Source organism: Photobacterium sp. BZF1 (assembly GCF_014349205.1).
Lineage (GTDB): Bacteria > Pseudomonadota > Gammaproteobacteria > Enterobacterales > Vibrionaceae > Photobacterium.
In genome coordinates this window covers 1-13,237 of record NZ_JACSOF010000029.1, presented here as the reverse complement: position 1 = coordinate 13,237, position 13,237 = coordinate 1, and the positions used below count along the sequence as shown (strand labels likewise).

The 13,237-nt window shown below is 51.1% G+C and carries 12 protein-coding genes; 6 read left to right on the top strand and 6 right to left on the bottom strand.

Annotation, left to right across the window (positions count from 1 at the left end):
• Positions 1-21: 21 nt before the first annotated feature.
• The gene (gene dauA / locus BIZ37_RS08475; protein ID WP_187461133.1) at positions 22-1,740 is read right to left on the bottom strand and encodes a C4-dicarboxylic acid transporter DauA; all 1,719 of its coding nucleotides are present in this window, start codon (positions 1,738-1,740) and stop codon (positions 22-24) included.
• Between the two features lie 495 nt (positions 1,741-2,235).
• Here dauA and fadE point away from each other — a divergent pair, with 495 nt between their 5' ends.
• Positions 2,236-4,686, top strand: coding sequence for an acyl-CoA dehydrogenase FadE (fadE, locus tag BIZ37_RS08470; protein WP_187461132.1), 2,451 nt, complete (start codon positions 2,236-2,238; stop codon positions 4,684-4,686).
• A gap of 78 nt (positions 4,687-4,764) precedes the next feature.
• Here fadE and BIZ37_RS08465 read toward each other — a convergent pair whose 3' ends face one another.
• Both BIZ37_RS08465 and dnaQ read right to left on the bottom strand, forming a co-directional pair.
• Positions 4,765-6,027, bottom strand: a complete 1,263-nt coding sequence (locus BIZ37_RS08465; RefSeq protein ID WP_187461131.1) for a TIGR03503 family protein — start codon at positions 6,025-6,027, stop codon at positions 4,765-4,767.
• 4 nt (positions 6,028-6,031) lie between these two features.
• Positions 6,032-6,760, bottom strand: a complete 729-nt coding sequence (dnaQ, locus tag BIZ37_RS08460; protein ID WP_107300983.1) for a DNA polymerase III subunit epsilon — start codon at positions 6,758-6,760, stop codon at positions 6,032-6,034.
• A 51-nt stretch (positions 6,761-6,811) separates the two neighbouring features.
• Between dnaQ and rnhA the strand changes: the two genes are divergently transcribed.
• The gene (gene rnhA, locus BIZ37_RS08455; protein ID WP_107300982.1) at positions 6,812-7,276 is read left to right on the top strand and encodes a ribonuclease HI; all 465 of its coding nucleotides are present in this window, start codon (positions 6,812-6,814) and stop codon (positions 7,274-7,276) included.
• A 12-nt stretch (positions 7,277-7,288) separates the two neighbouring features.
• Here rnhA and BIZ37_RS08450 read toward each other — a convergent pair whose 3' ends face one another.
• Positions 7,289-8,032 carry a methyltransferase domain-containing protein gene (locus BIZ37_RS08450; protein WP_187461130.1) on the bottom strand — a complete coding sequence of 248 codons (744 nt, stop codon included), beginning with the start codon at positions 8,030-8,032 and terminating at the stop codon, positions 7,289-7,291.
• A 54-nt stretch (positions 8,033-8,086) separates the two neighbouring features.
• Here BIZ37_RS08450 and gloB point away from each other — a divergent pair, with 54 nt between their 5' ends.
• The 3 genes from gloB (at position 8,087) to BIZ37_RS08435 (ending at position 11,167) form a co-directional block, all read left to right on the top strand.
• The gene (gloB, locus tag BIZ37_RS08445) at positions 8,087-8,845 is read left to right on the top strand and encodes a hydroxyacylglutathione hydrolase (RefSeq protein ID WP_107300980.1); all 759 of its coding nucleotides are present in this window, start codon (positions 8,087-8,089) and stop codon (positions 8,843-8,845) included.
• Between the two features lie 70 nt (positions 8,846-8,915).
• Positions 8,916-10,481, top strand: a complete 1,566-nt coding sequence (locus tag BIZ37_RS08440) for a LysM peptidoglycan-binding domain-containing protein (protein ID WP_187461129.1) — start codon at positions 8,916-8,918, stop codon at positions 10,479-10,481.
• Complete coding sequence (locus BIZ37_RS08435) at positions 10,478-11,167, top strand: Yip1 family protein (RefSeq protein WP_187461128.1); 690 nt, start codon at positions 10,478-10,480, stop codon at positions 11,165-11,167. The genes BIZ37_RS08440 and BIZ37_RS08435 overlap by 4 nt, the downstream gene beginning before the upstream one ends.
• Here BIZ37_RS08435 and BIZ37_RS08430 read toward each other — a convergent pair.
• Together BIZ37_RS08430 and BIZ37_RS08425 are read right to left on the bottom strand one after the other, a co-directional pair.
• Positions 11,154-11,996, bottom strand: coding sequence for an endonuclease/exonuclease/phosphatase family protein (locus BIZ37_RS08430; RefSeq protein ID WP_187461127.1), 843 nt, complete (start codon positions 11,994-11,996; stop codon positions 11,154-11,156). The two genes, BIZ37_RS08435 and BIZ37_RS08430, sit on opposite strands and share 14 nt — an antisense overlap.
• A gap of 76 nt (positions 11,997-12,072) precedes the next feature.
• Complete coding sequence (locus BIZ37_RS08425) at positions 12,073-12,408, bottom strand: DUF1904 domain-containing protein (RefSeq protein ID WP_187461126.1); 336 nt, start codon at positions 12,406-12,408, stop codon at positions 12,073-12,075.
• A gap of 200 nt (positions 12,409-12,608) precedes the next feature.
• Here BIZ37_RS08425 and BIZ37_RS08420 point away from each other — a divergent pair, with 200 nt between their 5' ends.
• Complete coding sequence (locus BIZ37_RS08420; RefSeq protein WP_187461125.1) at positions 12,609-12,947, top strand: hypothetical protein; 339 nt, start codon at positions 12,609-12,611, stop codon at positions 12,945-12,947.
• The last annotated feature ends 290 nt before the right edge of the window (positions 12,948-13,237 follow it).

The following is a 13,237-nucleotide window of genomic DNA, read 5'->3' as shown; positions in this document are numbered from 1 at the left end:
CTGTCTTATCAAAAATTATTATCAACTAGCAGTGTACAAAGAAACGCTTGGAAGTGTCGACTCCTTAGATTGAACATTGTGAGTCTTTAGCGCCAAATGTTCACGTAATGAGTCGGCTGACGCACAGCAAGCGACATTATCCACGGCCAGAAGACCGGCTGATGCTAACTTCTTCTCAATATGCGCAGCCACACCAAGCAAGTAAACCGGGTAATCGCGGATCCGGTCAATGGCATTTTCCAATGCATGAATAGCGGTAATGTCGATGGTGCTGACATCACTGAAATCCAGCACCACCGCCTGGGTGTCCGGTGCCGTGTAGTCAATCACCGACAAGGCTTTTTCACTGGCGGCAAAGAACAGCGGGCCATTGATATCATACACAACCACATCTTCGCCAAAATTCTGGTGCGGGTGTCCACCCGTTACTTTGTCAACGGTCGTCAATGATGCAATTCGCTGGATAAACAGCACACCAGCTAGAAGCAGCCCCACCACCACAGCCACTACCATGTCAAAGACAACAGTTAGGGTGAAGCAAGTAAGCAATACGGCCACATCCCTGCGTGGTGCCACTTTTAGGGTATGAACAAAATGCGGCGCCTCGGACATGTTCCATGCCACCATGATTAACAGGCCAGCCAACGCACTCATAGGGACATAAGAAAGCATCGGGGCCAGAGCTATCATTGCAGCCAGTACAAACAGAGCATGGACTATGGCAGAGATGGGCGAAAATGCCCCAGCACGGATGTTGGTCGCGGTACGGGCAATGGCGGCGGTAGCCGGGATCCCGCCAAAGAAAGGCACCACGATATTAGCAAGGCCCTGGCCAACCAGTTCAGCATTGGGGTTATGCTTGGTACCGGTCATGCCATCGGCAACGACCGCACACAGTAAGGACTCGATACAACCTAACATGGCAATGGTAAATGCAGCTGGCAGCAGCTCAATCACTAGATCCCATGAAAAATGACCACCCTGCCAAGGCATCACTAACTGCGGCAATACCTGTGGGATCCCCTGACCAACCAAGTCTCCAATTTGATAATGGAATTTCTCACCCAATAGGCCGACATGGTTATCCCCCATCTGGTTGACAAACAAAGCCACCAAAGTGCCCGCTAAAAGTGCAACAACGTGGGCAGGAACCTTGGTCTTTAGCTTGGCCCAAAGGATGAAGACAGCAATCGTTACCAAACCCACCAGCGCATCCGCCATGTTCAGCGTTGGCATGGCACTGGCGTACGCCACCACCTTTTCCGGGAAATGAATAGGATTCGTTGCGACGCTAAGGCCAAGCAAATCTTTAAGTTGCAAGAAAGCAATCGTCAGGCCAATACCGGCAGTAAACCCTGTTGTGACAGGATACGGCACATAGGCCACCAGCTGACCAAGGCGCAAGACGCCCATGAGTAACAAAATCACCCCGGACATCATGGTCGCCAACATCAAGCCTGAAAGGCCATACTGCTGGGTGATAGGCAAAAGGATCACCACAAACGCCGCTGTCGGGCCGGTGATATTAAAACGGGAGCCACCCAACAGTGCAGCCAATAGGCCAGCGACGATAACAGTATAAAGACCATGCTGCGGCGGGACACCGACTGCAATTGCCAAAGCCATGCCCAAAGGAATAGCCACCACACCGACGGTGACGCCAGAAACAATATCGGATCTTAATGACGAAAGAGAGAAACCGTCACGCCACGCCTGTCTAAACGCATCAAATAACAACACGGAAATAACCCCTTACCAACCAAACAGGAACGCCAAAAGCCAAATGCGGCTTGTTACCGTTTGGTGAAAAGAAAATGAAGAATTGTAAGTAGTCGTCATCCCGAGAATGGGATCCGGCGGGCAACTGTCAGTCGGAGTTCGGGAAAGGCAACAATCTGAAAAGGCCACTTTGCGTCGCCCTGCTCGTTCCTTGAAGATTCACGAAAATGCCGGCTTCGATGCCGAGATCCTAGTAATACGTGAACTATGTCACGGGATCTTAATTGTATGAGGAATTAACGCAAGTACTTTTTTCCTTCCCGCTGATCTCGATCAATCCCTTATTTTACAAGCAGTGACAAGACATCTTTACGTAACCCCCCACTTTCAGAACGGAAAATTATTTTACATTTCATTAAAAACAACATTACACTTATCACAAGTGGTTAGACCTCTTACCTTGCATAAAATGTACCCAAAATATAATAAAGCAACGCCCAAATAAGGAGATTGAAAATGGTTACACTCGTGTACCTACTGGGGCTGATTGGTATAACCGGTGTGCTGGCTTACCACCGGGCAAACCTGCGCACCTTCACCCTGGCTATTGCTGCGGCACTGGCTGCGGGCACCTTACTTGATATTACCGGTCAGTACAGCTGGCTGGCTTTCCTTGCTATTGCTATACCGCTAAACATTACTTCCCTACGCCGCTCGCTACTAAGCCGCCGTGCACTCGAGGCATTCAAGAAAGTGATGCCTGAAATGTCACGCACTGAAAAAGAAGCCATTGATGCCGGTACAGTTTGGTGGGAAGCGGACCTGTTCCGTGGTGCTCCTGATTGGAACAAGCTGCATGATATCCCTGCCCCGCGCCTAAGCACGGAAGAAAAAGCTTTCCTTGACGGTCCAGTCAACGAAGTGTGCCGTATGGTCAATGACTTTCAGGTCACCCATGAACTGGCCGACCTGCCACCGGAAGTCTGGCAATATCTGAAAGACCACAAGTTCTTCGCCATGATCATCAAAAAAGAGTATGGCGGTTTGGAATTTTCAGCCTATGCCCAATCACTGGTGCTACAAAAACTGACCGGTGTTTCTGCCGTATTGTCATCGACGGTCGGGGTACCTAACTCACTAGGCCCTGGTGAGCTGTTACAGCACTACGGGACCAAAGATCAAAAGAATCATTACCTACCTCGCCTTGCCGAAGGTAAAGAAATCCCTTGTTTTGCCCTGACCAGCCCAGAAGCGGGTTCTGATGCCGGATCTATTCCTGATTTCGGTATCGTCAAGAAGGGGATCTGGCAAGGGGAAGAAGTGCTGGGGATGGAGCTGACCTGGAACAAGCGCTATATCACTCTAGCCCCTGTCGCCACTGTTCTTGGTCTGGCGTTCAAGCTATTCGACCCCGACCATCTTCTTGGGGACGAAGAAGAGCTGGGGATCACCTGTGCCCTGATCCCGACCGATATTGATGGCGTCGATATTGGCCGCCGCCACTTCCCGCTGAATATCCCGTTCCAGAATGGTCCAACACAAGGCGACAAGGTTTTTGTGCCTATCGATTTCATCATTGGTGGCCAAGAAATGGCTGGCCAAGGCTGGCGGATGCTAGTTGAGTGTTTATCTGTCGGTCGTGGTATCACATTGCCTTCAAATTCAACTGGCGGCCTGAAAACCGCTGCATTGGCAACAGGTGCCTATGCCCGCATCCGTCGCCAATTCAAACTGCCTATTGGTAAGATGGAAGGTATTGAAGAGCCATTGGCCCGCATCACAGGTAACGCTTATGTGATGGATGCTGCCAGCAACTTTACCGTTGCCGGTATCGACCTTGGCGAAAAACCTTCGGTGATTTCGGCAATTGTGAAATACCACTGTACCCACCGTGGCCAGCGCAGTGTGATCGACGCGATGGATATTGTTGGCGGTAAAGGGATCTGTATGGGACCGAGTAACTTCCTCGCCCGAGGTTACCAAGGTGCACCGATTGCCGTTACCGTGGAAGGGGCCAACATCCTTACCCGCTCGATGATCATCTTTGGTCAGGGGGCGATCCGTTGCCACCCTTATGTCCTCAATGAGATCAACGCGGCATACGACGAAGATGCAGAAAAAGCGCTGCAGGAATTTGATAAATCGCTGTTCGGCCATGTCGGCTTTGTGATCAGCAATATGGTCCGTTCATTCTGGTTCGGCCTGACTGATGGTCGCGGCTCGGCAGCGCCGAGAAAAGATCAAACCACCCGTTACTATCAGCAACTCAACCGCTACAGTGCCAACCTGGCTCTGCTGGCAGATATCTCTATGGCTGTACTGGGTGGCTCGCTCAAGCGCAAAGAACGTTTGTCAGCCCGCTTAGGTGATGTGTTGAGCCAACTATACTTGGCTTCGGCAACACTCAAGCGTTACACCGATGAAGGTGCGAAAGCCGAAGATCTGCCATTGGTACACTGGGGGCTGCAAGATGCGCTTTACCAAACTCAGGAAGCCTTGGATGAATTCCTGCGTAACTTCCCTAACCGTCCTGTCGCGGCACTGCTTCGTGCCATGGTGTTCCCGCTAGGCCTGGGCCGTGTACGCCCATCCGACAAACTGGATCACAAGCTGGCTAGGATCATCCAGACTCCGAGCGAAACCCGCAGCCGTATCGGCCGCAACCAGTACCTCGAAGCAACAGCCAACAACGCAGTGGGTATGATCGAAGCGACACTGAGCGATATCCTTGCTGCCGAACCAATCTACGACCGTGTCTGTAAAGCCGCAGGTAAGAGAATGCCGTTCATGCAGCTGGACAAAGTGGCCGAGAAAGGGCTTGAACTCAATGTCATCAACCCTGAAGAAGCCGAGCTTCTCTGCCGTGCCGAGGAAGGTCGACTCCGCACGATCAACGTCGATGACTTCGATCCTCAAGAGCTTGCTGCTAAGCCTTACCAACCGACACCTAAGGAAATAGCGGCTTAATCCATATCGACATGAAGCAAAAAGGGAAGCCATTGCCGGCTTCCCTTTTTATTTGTCTCATTCTACGGGGGATAGTCATTAGCTTCCAGGCACACTGAGCTCAGCACTTTCCATCGCTTTCTTCACTTTGCGCTTGCGCCAAAGCACGGCCGCGACGACCACCAGCACAATCACGACAACATTGGCGAGGGCGATAACTTTTATTGCTTTGGCACGACTGGCCTGACGTTCTGCCTCTAACCGGGCAAACTCCGCCTGCCGCTCCTTAGCCTCTTGCTGTTCACGGAAAGCATTGAGGTTACGATCGAGCTGTAATTCAGCCTGAACCGCAAAATGGCTTTGGGGTATCTGGAAAATCAGTTCCCGATCGCTAAAATTATCGGTCGCATAAAGCCATCCCGACCACGTATAACGCCCCGGTAACTTCCCATTGGGTAGCCATACGGTCAGCCTTTCCTCATCTGGCAAAGCCGCTTGCTGGCTAATAGTGGTTTCACCTTCAAAGCTAACCTGCTCTATATGGGCTGCCAGCGAGCCGGTCTTCAATGTACCTTCTTCGCCAGTAATCACCACTTGGTGAGCTTCTTCTTGTCCCCGTCCCTGGATAAAACTGGCATTGATCGGTGGAGGGTACACCAACACTTCTTGCTCGACGGTACGAAGAAAAATGCCGTTGCTGGAACTGACCTTGACTGTGTACTTACCCGGCTGAAGCTCTACAGGAAGGGCAACCGTAAACTCCCCGTCGCCGGCCACCTCGTCAAACCCCTGGCCATCATCGGCAAAGGTCCCCATAGGAATCGGCATCGGCAAGGCTTCTTTAGGGAGCTCATCGGGGTTTTCGATATATTCATAGAACACTACGGACAAGCTGATGCGGTCGAGGAAATCACGCATCTGTAACGGTTGGCCGTTTTGGCTCAGGCGGGCGGTAAATTTGATGGTTTCCGATTGATAGAGCCTTGCCGGTAGGTTGTCGACATCCAGCTTCAAATCGGACAGGACGGTAATTTGATTTTTCGGGCTCACCTTACCAACGGCCTGCCACGGCCCGGGCATAGGGTTCTCGATAGAGATGATATCCATCCCCGTCTCTTCATACCAAGAGACGTTGTCAGGATGGCGCCAGGCGTAATACTTTTGACCATCGGGGCGGACCAACACGACGGAATTACTCTTCTGGTCGCGCTTGACCATAAAAGAGACCTGCTGCACCGTAGGATCTACACGAAAGCGATTATCCAGCCATGACATCACAGTACTGTCGTCAGCCCACGATAACGTTGGCCATAACAACAGCTGCGGCCACACCATCAATAGCAACCATAATCGCTTCATCATACCCTTACTGACGCCACATCACGTCACCCTTCTTGTCGATAATATCCAAACGCGCTTCATGCGCTTGTATTTCATCGGCAGAAGCTCGGATAACCTTTAGCGCTTTTCGCCCGGAAGCCAGACGCCGGATCGCATTTTCTGCACCAGCATCACTTTCTTCACTGCCGCTGCTAAGGGCTAAGGATGTCTGGCCACCTGTCATCATCAGGTAGACATCGGCCAGGATCTCGGCATCGAGCAATGCCCCGTGGAGGGTACGGTGTGAGTTATCAATACCATAACGGGAACAGAGCACGTCAAGGTTGTTACGCTTACCTGGGAATAGGCGCTTGGCCATATCCAAGGTATCGGTCACCTTGCAGAAATCCTCTGTTTTGCCTATCGAGGGATCAAGCTTACCGAACTCGTAGTCCATAAAGCCGATATCGAAGGGCGCATTGTGGGCCACCAACTCAGCCCCCTGGATGAAGTCCATGAACTCCTGGTGCACGTCACCATAAGTCGGTTTATCCACCAAAAACTCATCGGTAATACCGTGGACATCAATCGCCTCGGCATCGATTTCGCGATCTGGCTTGATATAGACGTGGAAAGTATTGCCCGTAAGCTTACGGTTGATGATCTCCACGGCACCGATCTCGACAATGCAGTGCCCTTCATAGTGAGGGCCGGTCATATTCATACCGGTCGTTTCAGTATCGAATACGATTATGCGTTCATTAGTGGCTTTCATAGTAACGATTGTGTCAGACTAAAGTTTTAACTAAGACGAATACTACCAAATATGACGAAGCAGGTAGAAATTTTCACGGACGGTTCTTGTCTCGGCAACCCGGGGCCGGGAGGCTATGGTACCGTGTTACGCTATAAACAGCATGAAAAAGAGCTCAGCGAAGGCTTTTTCATGACCACCAACAACCGTATGGAGCTACTTGCTGCGATTGTCGGTTTGGCGAGCCTGAAAGAGCCTTGTCAGGTAGATCTCACCACCGATAGCCAGTATGTTCGCCAGGGGATCACCCAATGGATCCACAACTGGAAAAAGCGCGGGTGGAAAACGGCCGACAAAAAGCCGGTAAAAAATGCCGACCTTTGGCAGCGCCTCGATAACGAAACCCAACGCCACCAGGTCAGCTGGCACTGGGTGAAAGGCCATGCCGGCCACCCTGAAAACGAGCGCTGTGATGAACTGGCCCGCACAGCTGCCGAATCACCAGACAAAGACGATACCGGCTATCAGGCTAGCTAGCCAAAGTATGCTTTAGCACTTCTGCTTGCGGGATGCCTTAGTGCGGCAGTTCATGCCTAATGGTGCCAACTGCCGCCTCAATTTCCACGTCGGTTTAATCGGCTTTAGAGGCACTGTCCGCTTCCTCGCGACAATTAGGTACATACTGCCCACCGACGATAAGCTATCAGATACCATCCCTTCCACCCAGGCTGAACATGCTTGGTGGCGGGTGGCAGGCAATATCGCAAAGTTCTCATGGAAGACAACTTCGTAATTCAAAACCCCGAGCCAGTCTTTTACCCGCATCGGCATGAACATCCGCCCTTTCCAGGGAAAACGCTTACGGTTCCAAGGCAGGAGGCCGCGCATTCCCAACGCACTGACCGGGTTATTGCCGCTCATCAGGATATAGCCGTCGTCGACAATCACCCGATCAACCTCCCGCAGCAGCCGGTGGGGATCGCTGCAATAATCTAATTGATGGGCAATCACACAGGCATCAAAGGCCTTCTCGACAAATGGCAAGGCAAAGGGATCCGCCACAACATTATGCAGAGGGTTGAACTTATCAATGCAAATCTGATGCTGGATGTTACAATGGCCACTGGCCAATTCGCAGCTTAGCCCACCCAGCTTCAGCATATGGTAGCCAAACAGTTTGGGCCACCATTCATCTAGCTGGGCTTGCAGTAGCTCTGCTGCCCATTCACCATTGACCACTTGTGACCAGGTGTGTGGTGGTTCGATATGTTTTAGTATGCGGGCTGGCTTCATAGCAATTCCAAACTAAGTCGATGCTCAATAGCAAAAAAAGCCGGAGAAACAAAGATGCTGACCATTAAAAGCATACCTGCATTCAATGACAATTACATCTGGCTGATTCACAGTCCGGATAACCACTGTGTGGTGGTCGACCCCGGTGATGCCACTCCGGTGCTGGCGTTCCTGGAGCAAGAGCAGCTGGAGCTTGATGCCATCCTGATCACCCACCACCACCATGACCATATCGGTGGGATCAGCGAACTCAAGCGCCGTTACCCAAATATCCATATTGTTGCCCCTTCAGCCGAACCTATCCCAGGCGTATCGCAATCCGTTGACGATGGCGACCAGGTTGAAATCTTCGGCGAGCGCTTTATGGTACTGGGTGTACCGGGCCATACTGCAGGCCACGTCGCCTACGTTGGCGACGGCAAGCTATTCTGCGGCGATACCCTATTCTCTGCAGGTTGTGGCCGCCTGTTCGAAGGGACCGCAGAGCAAATGTACAACTCGCTACAGAAGCTAAGCGCCCTGCCGGATGAAACCGAAGTGTACTGCGCCCACGAATATACCAGTAGCAACTTGGCCTTTGCTCTAGTGGCTGAGCAGGACAACCCGCACTTGCAGCGTTACCGTGAAGAAGTCAGCAGAATGCGGGCACAGGGGATCAGCACCATCCCTAGCACTTTGAAACAAGAAAAATTGATTAATCCCTTCCTGCGCTGTGACCAGCTGAGTATCAAAAAATCAGTGGCAAATAAAGCAGTTAACGATAGCGATGTGGAAACCTTTGCTGCACTGCGCCGTTGGAAAGACGAATTTTGACCTGTGTCACTTGTAACTAAGGTGGTTGGACAAGTATTATCTCCAACTATTTTGGCTATAGGCTGGACACATGAAAACCCGATTTTTTTTGGCGAGTGCGCTACTTCTGGCTGGTTGCCAAATTACAAATACGACAAATACAGTAGAAGAAAAAACAAACACAACAAATAATGATCCTGCGGCCCAAGTTGCCCCAACAGCAACAACAAAAACAACACCTAAGCCGCAGGTCGTTGTCCCTAAGAAAATTCCAACCCCTCAGGAGCAGCAAGATGTGTGGGAACGCATCAGCATGCAGCTGAGGGCGGATATCCCTAATGACCAACGCGTCATCCACTACCGTGACTGGTACCTCCGTCACCCAAGCCATCTCAACACCGTAGCCCAGCGAGCCGAACCGTTCCTCTATATGATCACAGAGGAAATCGAAAAGCGTGATCTTCCGCTTGAGCTTGCCCTGCTACCAATTGTTGAAAGTTCATTCGACCAGTTTGCCTACTCCCATGGCCGGGCAGCAGGTCTGTGGCAAATCACAGCACCGACAGGCCGCAGTTTTGGCCTTGAGCAGAACTGGTGGTATGACGGTCGTCGTGACGTAGTGGAATCAACCCGTGCCGCGTTGGACCTACTTGAATACCTCAACCGTAAGTTTGACGGTAACTGGCTCCACGCCCTTGCTGCCTACAATACCGGTGAAGGCCGAGTATTCCGTGCAATCCGCAATAACAGGGCAGCAGGTAAACCGACTGACTTCTGGTCGCTCGACCTGCCACGTGAAACCAGTGACTATGTACCTAAACTGCTTGCTGTTTCTGACGTGATCCAGAACCGTGACAAATACGGCATCAGTATCCCTGCAATCGACAACGAACCTGCAGTGAAACTGGTTAAGCCTAAGACCCAGATGGATCTGGCGATGGCAGCAAAGTTTGCCAATGTTTCTCTTGATGAGATCCAACGCCTGAACCCTGGCTACAACCGCTGGGCGACCGCTCCTGAAGGCCCGAGCCACCTGTTACTGCCAGTCAGCAAGGTCGACAAGTTCAATGCTGCCTTTGCAGAGAATGGTCACCGTGGCATGAAAGTGATCCGCTACGAGGTCAAACCGGGCGATACCCTGAGTGTGCTGGCCCGCAAACATAAGACCACGACCAAGCAGATCCAGCGTGCCAATAATATGAGCGGCACCAATATCCGTGTTGGCCGCCACATCCTTATCCCGGTTGCGATGCAAGATGGCGAGACTGTTGCCGCCCGTATGGCTAACAACACCCAGCAAAGCCACGGCAGCGGTTACCGTACAACCTATACTGTCCAGTCTGGCGATAGCCTGTGGACCATTGCCCGCCAACAAAAAGTGTCTATTGACCAAATCACCCGATGGAACGGGATCAGCAAGAACTCGCCGCTTCGCGTTGGCCAGAAGCTGACCCTATGGAAATCGAGTGAGACAGGTGGTGTGATCCGCACGGTTTACTACAAGGTTCGCTCTGGTGACAACCTGAGTACCATTGCCCAGCGCTATAAGGTAAAAGTTGCCGATGTCGTGAAATGGAACCAGATCAATGGCCAGAAGTACCTGAAAACGGGACAGCAATTAAAGCTTTATGTTGATGTTACCAAGGTAAGTGTATGACGCCTTCCAAAAACCCGTTTGTTGCGGTTCTCGATACCTTCCGCTCACCGATTGACTGCTTTGCTGCCGTCCACGAACGCCCTAAATGGGCGTTCCTTCCCTATTTGTTGATCATCGTTGGTCCGTTCTTCTTTTGGGGGGGCTACTTCAACCATGTCGACATGGACTGGTTACAGCAAACTCTGATGATGCAACTTCCTAACGTCGAACAACAGGTACAGGAAGCCTGGTTGACTAAGGAAGTGCTTTTAGCTGGTGAAGTGTTCAGTGATTTCTTTGGCCGGACGGCCGCGATTTTTGTTTTGGCGCTATGGTTGAACCTGGCTACCAAGAGCAATAGCTACAAGCACAGCTTTGGCAAATGGCTGGCTGCTGCATGCTTTATTATGCTGCCAGCGGTCATCGGTGACTTGGCCAGCTACTTGAATGCGGTGTTCAATACGACCAACTTCTTGCCAAACGCAGCGGATCTCAACAGCCTCAACGGGTTCTTGAAGCTACCGCTCAACCACCCTTGGTCGGCATTTGCGACCACCGCCCCTCTGTTGGCACCATGGTATATCGCGCTTAGCTATGCAGCGGTTGCCGCATGGACTGACTTTGACCGTGCCAAATGTATCATTGTCGCCGCCTTGCCATGGCTGCTGACGCTGATCGTCTGGCCGATAATGATTATTGCAGCCTAAAGTTGGCAATAATCGGGTTATGATCAGAGGCATCGGTTGACGGTGCCTCTGCGCTTACCAAATCTAGCCCCCGGTAGTACAGGTGATCGAGTGGCTTGCCAAACACCTTCACCCTTTGGTCACGGCGCAATACTGCATCTTCCAAGCCTAAGCTACGGGCAAAGTCATCGACAACGTCCAATCTTGCTTGTCGCCAGGTATTGAAGTCACCGGCTAGGATCACCGGGCCAATATGCTTATCCAATACCCGCTTGAGAGTATGGAACTGCTCCTTGTACTCTTCCAAGCCCAGAGCAAAGTTAACGCCATGCAAGTTAACGACCGCCAAAGTCTGACCATTTGAAAGCACAAACTCAGACAACAAAGCCGATTTTGGCAAGCGCAACCAAGGTTCCATGGCCAAGTAAGCACAAGTCGTCTTGGCATTGACCGAGGACAAGTTCATCACACCCGCAGGGGTATTAAGGAACTTGAAGGCATTGGCCATTCTGACTTTCCACTGGGTATCGTCCAGGTAATCTTTCAGCTCGGTGGTCAAGCTCGCTTCTTGGAGCAATACCAACCCGCTATTTTGGCTGAACCTTTCCAGTTCGCTGCGCCAGTTATCCTTCTGTTGCTTGTAGATATTCCACACCGATACCGAAAACGAACCATCGTTATCCAGCGGCATGGCCACATCGCTTTTTATACAGTTGAACGAGAACTGTGGTGCCAACACATTAGCACTGACCTCAGGGACTTCGGACACATCAAATGACAAGCCCGTGCTGAGCCCCAACGCTCCTGCGACAACCCCCAATCCTGCTACAACCTTGGTATAACGCGACATCTAACCTACCCAACCAACAACTGACTTAAAACAAGCTACCACAGTAAGGAAAGCGGCCTATTGGCCGCTTTGAGTATCAGTAATGACTACCGTTGTCATAATATGCTGACGGCATCAGCGCTGAGAATATTACCGCAACATCCTGTTCTGGCTCTTCAAGTTCAGCACGCACAGCCTTGGTGATAAGCTCAGCAACCTGATCCTGAACTTCCTGGCCGCGATCAAACCACAGCACCTCCACAAACGGGTAGGCATCGGATACCTCACCATCAAAAATGAAAGTGGTTGAGATATGCTCAAGGGTAAAATCCTCACGAGGACAAGCCATTAGCGGCTGCAGATCGTCAACCAGTTTGGTCGACAGCGCCTTCACATGATCAAATTCAACGGCTCTGAAACGCAGGTGCGGCATGGTAACTCCAATTTTGCTTAACCTGAAAAAGCCACAAGATACCATCTAACACATCTTTTTCGCAGCTATTTTTGTCAATTTCGGGTCAAACACTGTACACAGCCTACCCCATTCAAAGTGTTTCACATTTCAAATCAAGTGATATTTTGCTACCATAAACACAAATAAAACACCGTTCAATTTAAAGTTCCAGCAATACTATGTTTAAGAAAATACTGCCCTTACTGGCACTCTGCCTTGTTGTCACCACACAAGCCCATGCGGCAAGCAATAATACTGATCAGCGAATCAAAGAGCTGGAATACCAAATTCGGTTACTGACCCAACGGGTAGATAGCCTTGAAAGGGAGCTTGATCACAAACAAGATTACGAGCGCCATGACCGAATGTACCAATGCAAAATGAGCATCTTTGGCGAAACATATAAAGGCCGTTCATCCAGCCGGGGCAAGGCAATTGCTAAGGTCGTCAACCAGTGCATCAGCGACCATGATGAAATGTTCTGCCGCCCGGAAGCGGTCAGCTGCAAAAACTATTGATTCATAATACGCCCTCACTTGAGGGCGTATTTATTGAAAAGCAACAAGCGTAAAAAAGCCCCAGTCTTTCGACTAAGGCTTCGAAGATGGCAGGTGTGAACTGGGCCGGCACCCCGGAGATTCGATGGGACTTGCCTCCAAGCGGGCTGGCGCTCCAGCTCCCAACATTGCTTCGCAGAAGCAACAGACGCAAAAAAGCCCCAGCATTTCTGCTGAGGCTTCGAAGATGGCAGGGGTGGAGAGATTCGAACTCCCAACACGCGGATTTGGAATCCGCTGCTCTGCCAATT